The sequence below is a fragment of the Lysobacter terrae genome (genome assembly GCF_054782215.1).
In genome coordinates this window covers 1,415,649-1,434,134 of the sequence record NZ_BAAGSX010000001.1, presented here as the reverse complement: position 1 = coordinate 1,434,134, position 18,486 = coordinate 1,415,649, and the positions used below count along the sequence as shown (strand labels likewise).

Below are 18,486 nucleotides of genomic sequence, written 5' to 3'. Positions count from 1 at the left end.
ATGTCGATGCGAGGGTCAGGCCAGGGTCGTGCAATCCGCACCGTCTGTCGGGTACTCGGCGCGGTGCTGCTGGTGCTGGTCCTGGCGACGTGCACGCGCAAGCAGGATCAGCGCGAGGTCGTGCGCTTCTGGGCGATGGGCTACGAGGGCGAAGTCGTCGCGCAGCTGATTGCGGAGTTCGAACGCCGCAATCCCGGCATCGACGTGCAAGTGCAGCAGCTGCCGTGGACGGCTGCGCACGAGAAGCTGCTTACGGCGTTCGCGGGCGATGCCTTGCCGGACGTGTGCTCGCTGGGCAATACCTGGATACCCGAGTTCGCCCAGCTGGGTGCGCTGACGCCGCTCGACCCGTACCTCGCGTCCTCGACCGAAGTCGACGCGAAGGACTATTTCCCCGGTGCCTGGGATTCGGGCGTGATCGACGGCCACGTGTACGCCGTGCCGTGGTACGTCGAGACGCGCGTGCCGTTCTACCGCATCGACCTGCTGCAGGAAGCCGGCGTGAAGCAGCCGCCCCGCACCTGGGACGAATGGCGCCAGGCGCTCGCGGCGGTCAAGGCCAAGGTAGGGCCGGACCGTTACGCGATTCTGCTGCCGCTCAACGAATTCGAGCCGATGTTGAATCTGGCGATCCAGCAGCCCGATCCGCTGCTGCGCGACGGCGGCCGCTACGGAAACTTCCGCAGCCCCGGCTTCAAGCGCACGCTGGCCTTCTACAAGGAAATGTTCGACAAGGGCTGGGCGCCGCGCGTCACTAACGTGCAGATCTCGAACGTATGGGACGAGTTCGGTCGCGGCTATTACACCTTCTACGTCAACGGCCCCTGGAACATCGCCGAGTTCCGCAAGCGCTTGCCGCCGCGGTTGGCGCATTCGTGGATGACGATGCCGTTGCCTGGACCCAATGGGCCCGGTGCGTCGGTGAGCGGCGGCACCAGCTTCGTGGTGTTCAGTCAATCCAAGCACAAGGATGCGTCGTGGAAGCTGGTCGCCTTCCTCTCCGAGCCGGCCATGCAGACACGCTTCCATGCGCTCACCGGCGATCTCCCGCCGCGACGCAGCGCGTGGGCGAGTCCGGCGCTTACCAGCGATCCTTATGCGCGCGCATTCCGCGAGCAGCTGGAACGTGCCCGACCTACGCCCAAAGTGCCTGAGTGGGAACGCATCGCCCAGGAGATGCGCATCATCGGCGAACAGATGGTCGGCGGACGCTACAGCGTCGATGAAGCGGCGGCCGAACTCGATCGCCGCGCCGACAAGATGCTGGAGAAGCGGCGCTGGATGCTCGATCACGCAGCGACCGGAGCCGCGCCGTGATCCGCGCCTCCACGGCAGGCTGGATCTTCGCCGGGCCGGCGCTGGCGGTGATCGCCTTGTTCTTCGGTATTCCCGTGTTGGCGGCGCTCGCCCTGAGCCTCACCGATTTCGATATCTATGCGCTGGCGGATATCCATAACCTGCGCTTCGTCGGCCTCGACAACTACCTCGGCCTGTTGCAGAACCCGTTGTTCTGGAAGGCACTGGGCAACACGCTGTACTTCGTCGCGGTCGGCGTACCGCTGTCGATCGCGGTGTCGCTGGGTGCGGCGCTGCTGCTGCATTCGCGGGTCGGGTTGTTCAAGCCGTTCTTCCGTACGGCGTTCTTCGCGCCGGTGGTCACCACCGTGGTCGCGGTGGCGGTGATCTGGCGCTATCTGTTCCACACCCGCTACGGCCTGGTGAACTGGGGCTTGTCGGGGCTCGGCATCGATCCGATCGACTGGCTGGGCGATCCGTCGTGGGCGATGCCGACGATCATCCTGTTCGCGGTGTGGAAGAACTTCGGCTACAACATGATCATCTTCCTCGCCGGCTTGCAGTCGATCCCCGAGGATCTGTACGAAGCCGCGCGGATCGACGGCGCGTCGGCGCCGCGGCAGTTCTGGCATGTGACCCTGCCCATGCTCGGGCCGGTGCTGCTGCTGGTGAGCATCCTGACGATGGCGGGCTACTTCCAGTTGTTCGCCGAGCCTTACGTCATCACCCAGGGCGGGCCGCAGCAGAGCACGGTGAGCGTGCTGTACCTCATGTACGAGGAAGGCTTCCGCTGGTGGAACCTCGGCAATGCTTCCGCCGTGGCGTTCCTGTTGTTCGCGCTGATGATCGCGGTGACCAGCGGCCTGTTGTGGTTCGCGCGGCGGAAGGGAGCGGAGTGATGAATCCTCGCCTGGCCAAAGCCATCATCAACGGCTTGTTGATCGGACTGGCGGTGCTCAGCCTGGCACCGCTGCTGTGGATGCTGTCGGTGGCCTTCATGCAGCCCGGCGAGGCCAGCCACTATCCGCCGCCGTTCCTGCCGCAAGCGCCGACGCTGCACAACTTCCACGAGCTGTTCGCGCGCGCCGGCATGGGTCGCTACTTGTTCAACAGCTTCCTGATCGCCTCGCTGACCACGCTGATCGCGCTGCTGCTCAACACGATGGCGGGTTACGCTTTCGCCAAGCTGCACTTCGCCGGGCGCGAGCGCTTGTTCCGCGGCCTGCTGGCGGCGCTGGTGATTCCGGCGCAGGTGGCGATGATGCCGCTGTTCCTGATGCTCAAGCAGCTCGGGCTGGTCAACAGTTATGCCGGTGCGATCGTGCCGGGCATGGCCGGCATCTTCGGCATCTTCCTGGTGCGGCAGTACACGCGCTCGATTCCCGACGAGCTGCTGGAGGCGGCGCGGATCGATGGTGCTGGCGAGTTCCGGATCTTCTTCCAGATCATCCTGCCGGTGCTGAAGCCCATTCTGGTGACGCTGGCGATCTTCGTGTTCCTGGCATCGTGGAACGATTTCATGTGGCCGCTGATCGTGCTGAGCGACGGTCACCTGTTCACCTTGCCGGTCGCCCTGGCTTCGTTGTCGCGCGAGCACTACCAGGACAACGAAATGATGATGGCCGGGTCGGTGGTCACGATATTGCCGGTGTTGCTGTTGTTCCTGGTGCTGCAGCGGTACTACCTGCAAGGCTTGCTGGTGGGGAGTGTCAAGGGATGAGGCTGCGTCTGCGGATCGTTGCGCTGCTGGCTCTGCTCCCTGCGACCAGCGCCTTCGCCACTGACCTGCTCGACAATTTCGAAGACGCTTCGCCCTGGCGCGTGATCGCCTCCAACCAGGTCAGCGGAACCCTGCGCCAGACCGAAGGCGCCGACGGCCGTGCTCTGTGCCTGGACTACGACTTCAACGGCGTCTCCGGCTATGTCGGCCTGCAGCGCGATCTGCCGCTGGAGTATCCCGACGACTACGAATTCTCCTTTCAACTGCGCGGCGACTCGCCGGGGAACGACCTGCAGTTCAAGTTGATCGACGCCAGCGGCGACAACGTCTGGTGGGTCAACAAGCCGCGCTATGACTTCCCCAGGCAGTGGACGCGCGTCGTCTACAAGAAGCGGCACATCGGCAAGGCGTGGGGCCCTGCGCCGGATCCGGTATTGCATGCCAGCCGCAAGGTCGAGTTCACGGTTTACAACAGCGCGGGCGGCAAGGGCGCGGTGTGCTTCGACTCGCTGGAATTTCGCGCGCGCCCGGTCGAGACATCGCCGCCCCCGCGTCCTCAGGCGACGGCGACGGCATCACTCGGCAACAACGTGCCGGCGAACGCCGTGGACGATCGCGCCGATACCGCGTGGCGGGTGGGTAGCAAACGTCCCGCGACGCTCACGCTCGACTTGGGCCGCCCGCGCGAATTCGGCGGCCTGCGTCTGCACTGGAACCAGGGTGAGGCCGCCACGGCTTACGACATCGCCGTTTCGCAGGACGGGAAGCAGTGGCAGGACGTGCGCCGCGTCGCCGCCGGTAATGGCGGCGACGATCCCATTGCCTTGCCGGAGTCGGAGGCGCGTTACCTTCGCCTCGAACTGAAGAAAGGGCAAGGTGCGCGCTACGGATTGGCGGGCATCGATATCGAGCCTTTGTCCTTCGGCGCCACCCCCAACGACTTCGTCCGCGCACTGGCGAAGGACGCGCCGCGCGGCCAGTACCCGCGGGGCTTCCATGGTGAGCAGCCGTACTGGACGATCGTGGGCATCGACGGCGGACGCGAGCAGGGCCTGATCGGCGAGGATGGCGCGGTCGAAGTGGGCAAGGGGCGTTTCAGCATCGAGCCCTTCGTGATCAGCGACGGCAAGCTCGTTACCTGGGCCGACGTGCAGGCGACGCAGTCGCTGCAGGACGGTTACCTGCCGATCCCGAGCGTGCTGTGGCGGCATCCGGATTTCGGTCTGGAAATCAGCGCATTCGCCAACGGCGAGCCTGAGCAGTCGCAACTGCACGCGCGCTATCGCCTCACCAACACCGGCGCGCGTGCGCGCGATTTCACCCTGGTGCTGGCGGCGCGGCCGTTCCAGGTGAATCCGCCATCGCAGTTCCTCAATACCGTGGGTGGTGTCAGCGCGATTCGCGATATCGCCGCCGGCAAGAAGGGCTTCGCCGTCGACGGACGCGCGGTGCAGACGTCGCGGCCGGGAACGATCGCCATCGCCTCCACGTTCGACGAGGGAGAGATCGTCGATCGCCTGCGTAGCTGTTCCGCGTGCGGACAAGACGATGCCCGCGCGGCGGACGCGACTGGGATCGGCTCGGCGGGGCTGCTTTATCGGGTGAGTCTTGCCCCGGGTGAAAGCTACGAACTGGATTGGCGGACGGCGTTGACAGGCGAGCTGCCGCCGTCGGCGCTGCCGGCCGCTGCCGTGCAGGCGGATGTTGCGCGGACCTGGCACGACAAGCTGGATCGCGTGAAGCTGCAGGTACCCGCGCAGGGTCAGCCGCTCGTCGATACCTTGCGCACCGCGCTGGCACACATGCTCATCAGCCGCACGGGGCCGCGCCTGCAGCCGGGCACGCGTTCGTATGCGCGTGCGTGGATCCGCGACGGCGCGATGATCGCCGAGGGCCTGTTGCGCATGGGGCGCGAGGATGTGGCCGAGGACTTCCTGCGCTGGTACGCGCCGTACCAATTCGACAACGGCAAGGTGCCTTGTTGCGTTGACGATCGCGGCAGCGACCCGGTGCCGGAGAACGACAGCAACGGAGAACTGATCTTCGCCGTCGCCGAGCTCTATCGCTACACGCGCGATCGCGAACTGCTCGAGGCGATGTGGCCGCATGTCGCGGGCGCAGTGAAGTACATGGACGAGCTGCGCCTGAGCGAGCGCACACCGCAGAATCGCGCGTTGAACGCTGCTTTCTACGGAATGATGCCGGTGTCGATCAGCCACGAGGGCTACTCGGCCAAGCCGATGCACTCGTACTGGGACAACTTCTGGGCATTGCGCGGTTACAAGGACGCGGTGGATATCGCACAGTGGCTAGGCAAGGAAAAGGAAGCCGCGGCGTTTGCCAAATCGCGCGACGAGTTCCGCTCCGACCTCCATGCATCGCTGGCCGCCGCCGCCAGGCAAAAGGGCATCGACTTCCTGCCCGGCGCCGCCGAGCTGGGCGACTTCGATGCGACCTCGACCACCATCGCGCTCGCGCCGGGTGGTGAACAGGACGCGCTGCCGCAAGACCTGTTGCTCAACACCTTCGAGCGCTACGGGCGCGAATTCGTGGCGCGCCGCGACGGCACTCGCGAGTGGAAGGACTACACGCCGTACGAGCTGCGCACGGTGGGGGCCTTCGTGCGGCTAGGCTGGCGCGAACGTGCGCACGAGGCCCTGGATTTCTTCTTCGCCGACCAGCAACCACGCGGCTGGAACCAGTGGGCCGAGGTGGTCTCGCGTACGCCACGCACGCCGTTCTTCGTCGGCGATCTGCCGCACGCGTGGGTGGAATCGGACTACGTGCGCTCGGTGCTCGACATGTTCGCCTACACGCGCGAGCGCGACGATGCGCTGGTGATCGGCGCAGGCCTGCCGGCGGAATGGCTGGAAGGCGAGGGCGTCTCGGTGGAGGGGCTACGCACGCCGCTGGGAACCTTGTCGTATTCGCTGCAGGCCAAGGGCGACAGTTTGCGTCTGGCGTTGCGCCCGGGTCTGTCTCTGCCAAAGGGCGGCGTCGTGCTTTCGCTGCCGCCGCAATGGCGGAATGCACGTAGTCGCGGTGGTGCGCTGGTGAAGAACGGCGAGGTGCGCATCACGCGTGTCCCGGCCGAGGTAATTGTCGAGCGATAGCTGGGGCCTTTGCTCGTCATCCCCGCGTAGGCGGGGATCCAGCGACTTTGCTTTTATTTCTGCTGGTTTTGAAGAGCGGCCGGCTTCGGTAGGACGCGCTACCCGATGGGGTGCGTAAAGCGTCGGCTTCGGTAGGACGCGCTACCCGACGGGACGGGGGTGCTCCGCCCCTCCGGACGGCATCCCTGCCTTTAGTCGGGGCCGCGGACCATCCTGGTCCGCTCTCCGCACCCCCATCCCGCCGGGCAGCGCTTACCGCGAGCGTGCAGATCGCCGCTTCGGTCACGCTGCTCCTTCTTCTCCCCGCGTGCGGGGAGAAGATGCCCGAAGGGCAGATGAGGGGGAGCGAGCGCAGCGAGTTGCCTTTGCTCTTATCAAAGCGCCCGAGATGAGTGGGAGGGCAGGCGGTGCCGGTGGGCAGGCGCGACTGTCAGCGGCATGGATGCCGCTGATCAAGCCTCCATGGACGGATTCACGGCGTGTCGCGACTGCCCACCGGCGCCGGCTGCCCGTGCCGGGATCGCTACCGCTTATAGCAACGTCCCCTCACCCTGCTTCGCTGCGCGAAGCTGTCCCTCTCCCCGCAAGCGGGGCGAGGGGGTTAGTAGGGCAGCGGATCCGCCAACGACCGTCCATGCGTGGCGATCACCTTCGAATACCAGCGCGCACTGTCCTTGGGCGTGCGCTCCTGGGTCACGTAGTTCACGTGCACCATGCCGAAGCGCTTGGAATAGCCCAGCGACCATTCCAAGTTGTCCATCAGCGACCACAGCATGTAGCCGCGCACGTCCACGCCCGCCTGGATCGCATCGTGCACCGCCGAGATGTGCTTGCGCAGATAACCCATCCGCAGAGGATCGCGCACACGGCGGTTGCCGGCGTCGTCGACCTCAGCCGTCGGCGGATCGAAGAACGCCGCACCGTTCTCAGTGATGTACACGGGAAGATCGCCGTAAGTCTTCTTGAACCACAGCAGCAGATCAGTAAGACCCTGCGGAAAGACCTCCCAACCCGTTTCCGTGTACGTCCCCAGCGGCTGCTTCACCACGCCGGTATTGAGCGGATAACTCTCCGCCGCCTTGGTCACACTGCGCGTGTAGTAATTGATGCCGACGAAATCCAGCGGCTGATTGATCAGACGGAAATCGTCTTCCGGCCACTCCGGCCAAGCCTCGCCGAAGATCTCCTTCAACTCAGGCGGATAGTGTCCGAGCAGAGCAGGGTGCAGGTACTGCTCGTTCATGTAGGCATGCGCGCGACGTACCGCCGCCGCGTCTTCCGCCGAATCCGACGCCGGGTACTTCGGCTCGATGTTCACCACCAGACCGATCTCGTGCTTGCCCAGCTCGCGATATGCCTTCACCGCCGCGCCGTGCGCCCGCATCAGATTGTGCGAAGCGATCGGCGCCTCGAACTTGCTGCGATGCCCCGGCGCCAGCGCACCGTGCAGATAACCCCCGTCGGTGACCACCCACGGCTCGTTGAGCGTCACCCACTTCTTGACCCGGCCGTCGAGCGCGCGGAACAGCACGCTGCCGTATTCGGCGAACCAATCCGCGATGTCGCGGTTGAGCCAACCGCCGCGATCGTCGAGCGCCGCGGGGAGATCCCAATGGAAGAGCGTCAGCAACGGCTCGATGCCGTTCGCGAGCAACTCGTCGACCAGGCGCGAATAGAAGTCCAGCCCCTTCTGGTTGATACGCCCCGTGCCCTCCGGAAGGATGCGCGACCACGAGACGCTGAAGCGGTAGGCCTTGAGGCCCAGCTCGCGCATCAGCTTCACGTCGTCCTTCCAGCGGTTGTAGTGATCGCAGGCGACGTCGCCGGTGTCGCCGTTGAGCATCATCCCCGGGGTATGCGCGAAGCGGGTCCAGATGCTCGGTCCGGCGCCGTCGGCCAGGGGCGATCCCTCGATCTGATGCGCGGCAGTGGCCGCCCCCCACAGGAATCCGTCGGGAAAGACAGGGGCCTGGTTCTTGGGCGCATTCATCGAGAAGGGTCTCCGTGGCCGGGGGCCGTTGATTACTGGGCATGAAAACGGTTACATGGCGCAGGATAGCCCACGATTCGGTCGGATGCATGTCCCCGCGCGGGACGGAGGGAAACGGCAAGCCATGGCCAAGGTCACACTCGATCGCCTGCGCAAGGTCTACGCGAACGGCTTCGTCGGCGTCGCCGATGCGAGCTTCGAAATCGCCGACGGCGAGCTGATGGTGCTGGTCGGCCCGTCCGGCTGCGGCAAGTCCACCCTGCTGCGGATGATCGCGGGCCTGGAAGCCATCAGCGGCGGCGAACTGCGCATCGGCGAGCGCCGCGTCAACGAGCTGCCGCCCAAGGAGCGGGACATCGCCATGGTGTTCCAGAGCTATGCGCTCTACCCGCATATGACCGTGGCCGAAAACCTCGGCTTCGCCCTCAAGCTGCGCGGGATGCCGAAGGCCGACATCGTCGCGCGCGTTGCTGAAGCGGCCGCGATGCTGGAGCTGGACAAACTGCTGGAGCGCAAGCCCGGCGCCCTGTCGGGCGGGCAACGGCAGCGCGTGGCCCTGGGGCGGGCGCTGGTGCGCCATCCGCAGGTGTTCCTGCTGGACGAGCCGCTGTCGAACCTCGACGCCAAGCTGCGCAGCGGCATGCGCGTCGAAATCGCGCGGCTGCACCGCCGCCTCGGCACGACCATGGTCTACGTCACCCACGACCAGATCGAGGCGATGACGCTGGGGCAACGCATCGTCGTGCTCAAGGACGGGCAGATCCAGCAGATCGACACGCCGATGGCGCTGTACGCGCGGCCGGCGAACCTGTTCGTCGCGACCTTCCTCGGCAGCCCCGCCATGAACATCCTGCGCGGCCGCCTGGTTCGCGCGGATGGCCTGGCGCTGGAGCTGGGCGAGGGACGGCGCGTCGCCCTCGACGGTGCGGCCGCCACCGTGCCGGAGTCCTGGCTGGAACGCGACGTGGCCGTCGGCGTGCGCCCCGAGCACCTGCTTCCCGTCGCTCCCGGCCCTGCCTCGGCCTTCTCCGCGGAAGTGGAAGTCGTCGAACCCGTCGGCAGCGAGACCTACATCAACCTGCGCCACGGCTCGCAATCGCTGGTGGCCCGGCTGGCCCCGGACGTGCCCGTCCGGGCCGGTCAGGCGATGGCTCTGGGCCTGGCCCCGGGCTCGCTGCACTTCTTCGATGCGCCGAGCGGACAACGCCTGAAAGCGGGCGGCTGAGCCGCGCTCCGCGGGCATCGCCCTAGCCGGTATACTCCCGGCAAGCTTGTGTCATTTGGCGCAAGACTGTCTAAGTCAATCAATGGCTTAGACAATAATTCTAATTAGTTTTGACAATCAGCGGCGCTGCCTCCGGGGCGGCGTCAGGGGCTGCTCTGCCGCATGCGTCTTTCCACCATCAAGCTCTCCGGCTTCAAGTCCTTCGTCGACCCGACCACGTTGCACCTGCCGACCAATATGACCGGCGTGGTCGGCCCGAACGGTTGCGGCAAGTCCAACATCATCGACGCCGTGCGCTGGGTGATGGGCGAGAGCTCGGCCAGCCGCCTGCGCGGCGATTCGCTGACGGACGTGATCTTCGCCGGCTCCTCGGCGCGCAAGCCGGTGTCGCAGGCGCAGGTCGAACTGATCTTCGACAACTCCGATCACACCATCGCCGGCGAGTTCGCGGCGTTCAACGAAATCTCGGTCAAGCGCGTGGTCAGCCGCGACGGCCAGAGCCAGTACTACCTCAACGGCGCCAAGTGCCGCCGCCGCGACATCACCGATCTGTTCCTCGGCACCGGCCTGGGTCCGCGCAGCTACTCGATCATCGAGCAGGGCATGATTTCGCAGGTCATCGAGGCCAAGCCCGAAGAACTGCGCGTCTATCTCGAAGAAGCCGCCGGCATCTCCAAGTACAAGGAGCGCCGTAAGGAAACCGAGACCCGCATCCGCCACACCCGCGAGAACCTCGACCGCCTCAACGACCTGCGCGAAGAAGTCGGCAAGCAGCTCGAACACCTCAAGCGTCAGGCCCGCCAGGCCGAGCAGTACCAGGCGATCCAGGCCGAACGCAAGGTCAAGGACGCCGAGTGGAAGGCGCTGGAACACCGCGCCCTCGACCAGAAGTTGCAGACCCAGCGCGAGAAGCTCGGCCAGCAGGAAACCCGCCTGCAGCAGCTGATCGCCGAGCAGCGCGAAGCCGAACGCCAGATCGAAACCGGCCGCGTGCGCCGCGAAGAATCCGCCGAAGCGCTCAACAAGGCCCAGGCCGCCAGCTACGAAGTCGGTGGCGCGCTGGCCCGCATCGAACAGCAGATCCAGCATCAGCGCGAGATGTCCACGCGCCTGCAGCGCGCCCGCGACGAAGCCGCGAACCAGCTGGCCGAGATCGCCCAGCACATCGGTAGCGATCAGTCCCGGCTTGACGTGCTGCGCGCTTCGATCGAGGAATCCGAACCGCGCCTGGAACAGCTGCGTGCCGAGGACGAAGCGCGCCAGGATGCATTGCGCGACGCCGAAGCCAGGCTCAACGACTGGCAGCAGCGCTGGGACACGCACACCCGCGCGCAGGCGGAGGCCGCCCGCGCCGCCGACGTCGAACGCACCCGCATCGAACACCTGGATCGCCAGGCCCTCGACGCCGATCGCCGTCGCGAAACGCTCGCGACCGAACGCGCCGGCCTCGATCTGACCGCGCTGTCGGAAGCCTTCGCCGGCATCCAGGAACAGCACGACACCCAGAAAGAGTCGCTGGACACGCTCACCACCGAGCTGGAACAGCGCAAGCACACGCTCACCGAACTGCAGGACCAGCAGCGCGCCGCGCAGACCGGGCTGGCCGAAGTGCGCAAGCAGGCGCAGACCTCGCGCGGCCGCCTCTCCTCACTGGAAACCCTGCAGCACGCAGCGCTCGGCCAGGAGCAGGGCGCCGCGAGCGAATGGCTGCGCCAGCGCGGTCTCGACAACGCGGCCCGCGTCGGCGAGAAGCTCGTCGTCGAAAAGGGCTGGGAAAACGCGGTCGAAAGCGCGCTGGGGCAGTTGATCGAAGGCGTGCTGGTCGAAGCGCCCGAAGCGCTCGTCGACGCCATCGGCGATCTGGGCGAAGGCCGCCTGGCGCTGGTCGATCCGCACAACGACGCGGTGTCTTTCGCGCCGACCTCGCTGGCCTCCAAGGTCACCGGCCCGATTGCCATCCGCCGCATCCTCGCCAAGCTGCACACCGCCGAAACCTTGGCCGACGCGCGCGCACTGCTGCCGCAACTGGGCGAGGGCGAGTCGATCATCACCCGCAACGGCGAGCGCCTCGGCGCCGGCTGGGTGCGCGTGCTGCGTTCGGGCGCCGCCAAGCAGGGTGCCCTGCTGCGCGAGCGCGAGATCCAGGAACTGCGCGCGCAGATCGAAGAACTGCAGCAGCGCGAACACGAACTCGAACGCGGCATCACCGCGTGGCGCGACCGCCTGCTCGCCGCCGAGCAGCATCGCGAAGACGCGCAGCGCGCGTTGTACATGGCTCACCGCGGCGTGTCCGAACTCGCCGGCCAGCTGCAGAGCCAGCAGGGCCGCCTCGACAACGCCCGCAACCGCATCGAGAAGATCGACGCCGAACTCGCCCAGCTCGCCGGCACGCTCGACGGCGCACGCGAGCAGGGCAGCGAAGCGCGCGCCCGCCAGGAAGAGGCGGTCATGCGCATGGCCGAACACGAAGACAACCGTCTCCAGCTCGACGCCGAGCGCCGCGCGCTGTTCGAGGCGCGCGAGCAGGCGCGCACCATGGCTCGCGAATCGCGCGACGGCGCGCAGGCGCTGCTGCTCAGCGTGGAGACCCAGCGCGCCCAGATCGCCGGCCTGATGCAGGCGCTGGATCGCATGGGCGGCCAGCGCGGACAGCTCGATTCGCGCCTGGGCGAACTCGCCGAACAGCTCGCCGAAGGCGACGAACCGGTGCACCAGTTGGAAGAACAGCGCCAGGTCGCGCTGGAACAGCGCGTGCTCGTCGAGCAGAACCTCACCGCCGCGCGCACCGCGCTGGACGGCATCGACAACGAGCTGCGCCAGTTCGAACAGACCCGCCACGCCCGCGACGACCAGGCGATCGCCCAGCGCGAAGCCATCGGTCAGCGCCGCCTCGAACAGCAGGCCCTGGTGCTGAAGGCGGAAACGCTGAGTGCGGCCATCATCGAAGCGGGCTTCGTCATCGAAGACGTGGTCAACACGCTGCCCGACGACGCCGACGCATCGGTCTGGGAACGCACCGTCAGCGACCTCGACGGCAAGCTGCGCCGCTTGGAGCCGGTGAATCTCGCCGCGATCCAGGAGCACGCCGAAGCCGCCGAGCGCAAGGACTACCTCGACTCGCAGTTCACCGACCTCAACACCGCGCTGGACACGCTGGAAGAAGCCATCCGCAAGATCGACCGCGAGACCCGCGGCCGTTTCAAGGACACCTTCGACCGGGTCAATTCCAGCGTGCAGGAACTGTATCCGCGCCTGTTCGGCGGCGGTCACGCGTATCTGGAGCTCACCGGCGAAGACCTGCTCGACACCGGCGTGACGATCATGGCGCGCCCGCCGGGCAAGCGCGTTTCGAACATCTCGCTGCTCTCCGGCGGCGAGAAGGCGATGACCGCGGTGGCGCTGGTGTTCGCGATCTTCCGCCTGAATCCGGCGCCGTTCTGCCTGCTGGACGAAGTGGACGCACCGCTGGACGAAGCCAACGTCGGCCGCCTGGCGAACATGGTCAGCGAGATGAGCGAGCAGGTGCAGTTCCTGTTCGTCACCCACAACAAGGCGACGATGGAAGCCGCGCAGCAGCTGTCCGGCGTCACCATGCGCGAGCCGGGCGTCAGCCGCCTGGTGTCCGTCGACCTGGCCGAGGCCACGCGCCTGGCGGGTGCGGCTTAAGACAAAACGTTACATTCCCGCCTTTGGAATTCGTGAGGGAGTTCGCCTGATGTCCGACGTAACCCTGCTCCGCATCGGCATCCTGATCGCCGGCCTGATCCTGATCGGCGCGATCATCTTCTTCGGCCGGCCGCGCAAGCAGGAACAGGGCAAGCGCGTGCCGCGCCCGAGCATTGCCGATGCCTTCGCGCCGCGCATGGAGCCCACGCTGAGCACCCGCAGCGATGAAGTGCCCGCGGACAACTACGACGAGCGCGCCACGCAGAGCGAACTGGCGCTGGACAGCGCAGCGGGGACACCTGCCGCCGCGGTCTCCAACGACCTGGGCAAGCGCAACGAGGAATCGTTCGAAAAGATCGTCACCCTGTATCTCGCCGCGCGCGCCGGCGCCCGGCTGCACGGCCCGGACATCGTCGTCGCCGCGGAAAAGGCCGGGCTGACCTACGGCCACATGGGCGTGTTCCACCGCCTGATCGACAATCACGCCGAGCGCGGTCCGGTCTTCAGCGTGGCGAACATCATGAAGCCGGGCAGCTTCGACATGGCCACCATCCAGTCGATGGAGACGCCGGCGATCGCCTTCTTCCTGACCTTGCCCGCATCCGTGCCGGCGCTCGACGCCTGGGAAACCATGCTGCCGACCGCGCAGCGCATGGCCGAACTGCTCGACGGCGTGGTGCTGGACGATTCGCGCAATGCACTCGGCCGCCAGCGCATCGCGCATATCCGCGACGAACTGCGCGCCTACGACCGCCAGCGCGAAGCGCCGCCATTGACCAAGCCGGGGCGGTGGTGAGACCCGCAGCCCGCATCGCCGACCTGCGCCAGCGGATCGAAGACGCCAACTACCGCTACTACGTCCTGGACGATCCCAACATCCCGGACATCGAGTACGACCGGCTGCTGCGCGAGTTGGAAGCGCTGGAAGCCGAGCATCCGGAACTGGCATCGCCCGATTCGCCGACGCAGCGCGTCGGCAACGTGCCCTCCGGAAAGTTCGCCGAAGTGCGGCATGCCGTGCCAATGCTGTCGCTGGCCAATGCCTTCAGCCCCGAAGAGATTCACGAGTTCGTGGCGCGCATCGGCAAGGAAACCGGCGACTTCGAACCGACATTCTCGGCCGAGCCCAAACTCGATGGCCTGGCGATCAGTCTGCGCTACGAACACGGCCAGTTCGTCCGCGGCGCCACGCGCGGCGATGGCGCGACCGGCGAGGACGTCACGGTCAACCTGCGCACCGTGCGCGCCATTCCGCTGAAACTGCGCGGCAAGGCACCGGCCGTGCTGGAAGTGCGCGGCGAGGTCTACATGCCGCGCGCCGCCTTCGAGCGCTACAACGAATGGGCGCGCGAGAACGGCGAAAAGACCCTGGCGAATCCGCGCAACGGCGCGGCCGGCTCGCTGCGCCAGCTCGATCCGCGCGTGACCGCGCAGCGCCCATTGAGCTTCTTCGCCTACGCGCTGGGCGAGGTCGAGGGCATGAAGCTGCCGCCCACGCACTCGCAGACGCTGGCGTTGCTGCGCGACTTCGGCCTGCCGGTGTGTCCGCAGACGACGACTGCGCAGGGCGCCGAAGGTCTGCTGGCGTATTTCGAAGACATGGGCCGCCAGCGCAACGGGTTGCCGTACGACATCGACGGCGTGGTCTACAAGCTCGACCGCTACGACCAGCAGCGCGCGATGGGTTTCGTGTCGCGGGCGCCGCGTTGGGCGATCGCGCACAAGTATCCGGCGCAGGAAGAAGCCACCACGGTGGAGTCGATCGAGGTCAGCGTCGGCCGCACCGGCGCGGTGACGCCGTTCGCTGTGTTCACGCCCACTCACGTCGGCGGCGTCACGGTAGTGAAGGCGACGCTGCACAACGCCGATCAGGTCGCACGCCTCGACGTGCGCAAGGGCGACGTGGTGATCATCCGCCGAGCCGGGGATGTGATTCCCGAAGTCGTGCGCGTGATCGAGGAACGCCGCCCGACCGACGCGAAGGGCCGCCCGCTGAATCCGCCATTCGTGATGCCCACGCATTGCCCGGCCTGCGGCTCGGCGGTGGAGCGCGAGGAAGGCGAGGTCGTTGCCCGCTGCACCGGAGGCCTGTTCTGCCCGGCGCAGCGCGTGCAGGCCCTGTTCCATTTCGCTTCGCGGCGCGCGATGGATATCGAGGGCCTGGGCGAGCAGTTCATCGCAGCGCTGGTCGAATTCGACTACGTCCACACGGTCGCCGACCTCTACAAACTGACACTCGAGGACTTCCTCGAGATGAAGCGCCGCGCTGATGAGTCGGCGGGCGCGACGCCAGCCACGGTGAAGTCCGGCAAGGTCGCCACGCGCTGGGCCGAAAACCTGATCGCCGCCATCGACGCCAGCCGCAGCACAACGCTGGAGCGCCTGCTGTACGCGCTGGGCATCCGCGACGTCGGCGAATCGACCGCGAAGACGCTGGCCAAGCACTTCGGCGCGCTCGATCCGATCATGGCGGCGGACGTGGATACGCTGCGCACCGTGCCGGACATCGGTCCGGTCGTCGCCGCGCGCATCGCGCACTTCTTCGCCGAGCCGCATAACCGCGAAGTCATCGCCGCGCTGCGCGCCAACGGCGTGCATTGGAAGGAAGGCGCGCCGCAGCGTGCGAGCGAAGGGCCCTTGTCCGGGCAGACCGTGGTGCTGACCGGCGGCCTGGCCGCGATGTCGCGCGACGAGGCCGGTGCCAAGCTGGAAGCGCTGGGCGCCAAGGTTTCGGGCAGCGTGTCGAAGAAGACCTCGTTCGTCGTAGCGGGTGAAGCCGCGGGTTCCAAGCTCGCCAAGGCTCAGGAGCTCGGCGTCGAGATCTGGGACGAAGAACGGCTGTTGGCGTTCCTCGCTGAGAACGGCCAGTGAGCGAAGCCTGGCGGTCGTCAGCCAGTTTCGAAGCACTGCGGCTGCGCGCACGACTCAATGCTGCCATCCGCGGTTTCTTCGCCGAGCGCGGCGTGACCGAAGTGGAAACGCCGGTGCTGTCGCGCGCCGGCAACACCGATCCCAACATCGCCTCGTTCTCGCTGGAATTCAGCGGCCGCACCGACGGCGCGCCGCGCACGCGCTGGCTGCGCACATCGCCGGAATACGCGCTCAAGCGATTATTGGCCGCCGGTTTCGGCGACTGCTACGAGCTCGGCCGCGTGTTCCGCGACGGCGAAGCCGGCGGCCGCCACAATCCCGAATTCACCATGCTGGAGTGGTACCGGACCGGCTGGGACCATCGCCAGCTGATCCTGGAAACCGCTGCGCTGGTAAACGCTGCGCTGGCGCTGGTCGGCCGCAGCGCGCAATTGATCCAGGTGAGCTATCACGAGCTTTACCAGCAACGGCTGGGCATCGATCCGGCGACCGCGAGCGATACCGAGATGCGCGCCGCACTGGGCGACGTGGTGATCGATCCGGCCGGATTGACGCGTGACGACTGGCTGGATCTGCTGATGACCCACCGCCTGCAGCCGGCGTTCCAGGCCGATCAGTTGCTGGCGCTGTACGACTATCCGGCTTCGCAATGCGCGCTGGCGCGAATCCGCGACGACGGCGACGTGCCGGTCGCCGAGCGTTTCGAGTTGTACCTGGGTCCGCTCGAACTCGCCAACGGCTACCACGAACTCGCCGACGCGGTGGAGCAGGGCGCACGTTTCGACAGCGACCGACAGCGGCGCCAGGAGCGCGGCGATGTGCTGCCACCTCGCGATGACAACCTGCTGACCGCGTTGGCTGCCGGTTTCCCAGCCTGCGCCGGCGTGGCGCTCGGCATGGATCGGCTGATGATGGCGATGCTCGGCACTGCGCGGATAGCCGATGTGCTGGCCTTCGATTTCGCTCGAGCGTAGTTCGTTACCGGCTTCGGTGGACAGCGCTCACCGCGAGCGTCGTGGCTTCTTTGCTTCTGCTTCGCTTTCTATCGACGCACCCGAGATGTGTCGGGGCAGGCAGTGCCGGTGCGTATGCGTGACTGTCGGCGGCACGGATGCCGCCGATCAAGCCGCGCCCCCGCAAAAAAGCAGTTGCGATTGCGTTGAGCGCGCCGCAGCGCGTGTCTGCGGTTGAACGATGGGACAATTCACGGCGTGTCACGCATACGCACCGGCGCTGCCTGCCCGCTAGCAAAAGCAAAGTCCCTGGATCCCCGCCTTCGCGGGGATGACGAGCAACAGCGAAGCAAAAGCACCGGCGTTCGCCGGAATGACGAGCGAGGATTAGAATCCCAAGCATGAACGACACCTTCGACTTCGACCGCTACGACCGCATCCGCCCCATCCGCTGGACCGGTGATGCACTGGAACTGCTCGACCAGCGCAAGCTGCCGTTCGAGGTCGAGTACGTGCGCTGCGAAACCAGCGACGAAGTCGCGGCCGCCATCCACTCGCTCACCGTGCGCGGCGCGCCCGCGATCGGCATCGCCGCCGCCTGGGGCGTGGTGCTCGCCGGCATGAAGATCGAGGCCACCGACGGCGCCGAAGCGGTGCGCAAGCTCGAACCCGCCATGCAGCGCCTCAACGATGCGCGACCGACCGCCGTGAACCTGGCCTGGGCACTGGCGCGCATGCGCCGCGTGCTCGGCGCGGCCGGCCCCGACTGGCGCGACGTCATCGCGCGCGAGGCACAGGCGATCGCCGATGAAGACCTCGCCGCCAACCGCCGCATGGGCGCGCTGGGCGCGGCACTGATCACGCCGGAAAGCGGCGTGCTCACGCACTGCAATACCGGCTCGCTGGCGACGGCGGGCTTCGGCACGGCGCTTGGTGTGATCCGCGCCGGCGTCGCGCAAGGACGCATCGGCAAGGTCTACGCCGGCGAAACCCGGCCCTGGCTGCAGGGCGCGCGCCTGACCGTGTGGGAGCTGCAGCAGGACGGCATCCAGCCGACCCTGATTGCAGACTCCGCGGCCTCGCACCTGATGAAGACCGGCGCCGTGCAATGGGTCGTCGTCGGCGCGGACCGGATCTGCGCCAACGGCGACACCGCCAACAAGATCGGCACCTACCAGCTCGCCATCGCCGCGCGCCACCACGGCGTCAAGTTCATGGTCGCCGCACCGTCTTCCACCGTGGACATGGACACGCCCAACGGCGCCGCCATCCACATCGAGGAGCGCGACCCCGGCGAGATGTTCGCCATCGGCGGCGTGCGCACCGCCGCCCACGACATCGGCGCCTGGAACCCCGTGTTCGACGTCACGCCGCACGAGCTGATCGACGCGATCGTGACCGAGAAGGGCGTGATCGAGCGACCGGACGAGGCGGCGATGCGGGCCGCTTTCGGCGGCTGATTTTCGGTGATCGGGCGGGCTCGGACCCGCCCGCGTTCCAACCCCGCCGAAGGCCGTGAACAGCGGGTTAGGTTGAATCCATAAAAAGCCTCGTAACCCATTGTTTCCACGTGGGAATCAGGCTGTCTCGATATCACGTTTTGTGATACGATTTCACGTCTTTTGAAGCCGCCCCGAGCGAGCCGCAAAACA

11 protein-coding genes are annotated in these 18,486 nt (G+C 66.8%); 10 read left to right on the top strand and 1 reads right to left on the bottom strand.

Annotated elements, in window-relative coordinates:
* Positions 1–6: 6 nt before the first annotated feature.
* Genes ACYVJ8_RS06630 through ACYVJ8_RS06615 form a run of 4 tightly spaced genes read left to right on the top strand, consistent with a single transcriptional unit; the run spans position 7 to position 6,129 of the window.
* The gene (locus ACYVJ8_RS06630; protein WP_460711085.1) at positions 7–1,317 is read left to right on the top strand and encodes a sugar ABC transporter substrate-binding protein; all 1,311 of its coding nucleotides are present in this window, start codon (positions 7–9) and stop codon (positions 1,315–1,317) included.
* Positions 1,314–2,195 (top strand): carbohydrate ABC transporter permease, encoded by an 882-nt coding sequence (locus ACYVJ8_RS06625; RefSeq protein WP_460710474.1) that lies wholly within the window; start codon positions 1,314–1,316, stop codon positions 2,193–2,195. The genes ACYVJ8_RS06630 and ACYVJ8_RS06625 overlap by 4 nt, the downstream gene beginning before the upstream one ends.
* On the top strand, positions 2,195–3,016 hold the full coding sequence (locus tag ACYVJ8_RS06620; protein ID WP_460710472.1) for a carbohydrate ABC transporter permease: 822 nt from the start codon (positions 2,195–2,197) through the stop codon (positions 3,014–3,016). The genes ACYVJ8_RS06625 and ACYVJ8_RS06620 overlap by 1 nt, the downstream gene beginning before the upstream one ends.
* The gene (locus tag ACYVJ8_RS06615; protein WP_460710470.1) at positions 3,013–6,129 is read left to right on the top strand and encodes a discoidin domain-containing protein; all 3,117 of its coding nucleotides are present in this window, start codon (positions 3,013–3,015) and stop codon (positions 6,127–6,129) included. The genes ACYVJ8_RS06620 and ACYVJ8_RS06615 overlap by 4 nt, the downstream gene beginning before the upstream one ends.
* A gap of 601 nt (positions 6,130–6,730) precedes the next feature.
* Here ACYVJ8_RS06615 and ACYVJ8_RS06610 read toward each other — a convergent pair.
* Complete coding sequence (locus tag ACYVJ8_RS06610; protein ID WP_460710468.1) at positions 6,731–8,119, bottom strand: GH1 family beta-glucosidase; 1,389 nt, start codon at positions 8,117–8,119, stop codon at positions 6,731–6,733.
* A 124-nt stretch (positions 8,120–8,243) separates the two neighbouring features.
* Between ACYVJ8_RS06610 and ACYVJ8_RS06605 the strand changes: the two genes are divergently transcribed.
* From ACYVJ8_RS06605 to mtnA, 6 genes are all read left to right on the top strand, one after another.
* The gene (locus tag ACYVJ8_RS06605; protein ID WP_460710466.1) at positions 8,244–9,344 is read left to right on the top strand and encodes an ABC transporter ATP-binding protein; all 1,101 of its coding nucleotides are present in this window, start codon (positions 8,244–8,246) and stop codon (positions 9,342–9,344) included.
* Between the two features lie 162 nt (positions 9,345–9,506).
* On the top strand, positions 9,507–13,010 hold the full coding sequence (gene smc, locus ACYVJ8_RS06600) for a chromosome segregation protein SMC (RefSeq protein WP_460710465.1): 3,504 nt from the start codon (positions 9,507–9,509) through the stop codon (positions 13,008–13,010).
* A 49-nt stretch (positions 13,011–13,059) separates the two neighbouring features.
* Positions 13,060–13,806 carry a cell division protein ZipA gene (zipA, locus tag ACYVJ8_RS06595; protein ID WP_460710463.1) on the top strand — a complete coding sequence of 249 codons (747 nt, stop codon included), beginning with the start codon at positions 13,060–13,062 and terminating at the stop codon, positions 13,804–13,806.
* A complete protein-coding gene (gene ligA / locus ACYVJ8_RS06590) occupies positions 13,800–15,881 on the top strand; it encodes an NAD-dependent DNA ligase LigA (protein ID WP_460710461.1) in 2,082 nt (693 codons plus the stop codon). Before zipA ends, ligA begins: the two co-directional genes overlap by 7 nt.
* Positions 15,878–16,855: an EF-P lysine aminoacylase EpmA gene (gene epmA / locus ACYVJ8_RS06585; RefSeq protein ID WP_460710459.1), complete on the top strand. Its 978-nt coding sequence runs from the start codon at positions 15,878–15,880 to the stop codon at positions 16,853–16,855. Before ligA ends, epmA begins: the two co-directional genes overlap by 4 nt.
* 380 nt (positions 16,856–17,235) lie before the next feature.
* Positions 17,236–18,294, top strand: coding sequence for an S-methyl-5-thioribose-1-phosphate isomerase (mtnA, locus tag ACYVJ8_RS06580; RefSeq protein ID WP_460710457.1), 1,059 nt, complete (start codon positions 17,236–17,238; stop codon positions 18,292–18,294).
* Positions 18,295–18,486 lie beyond the last annotated feature (192 nt).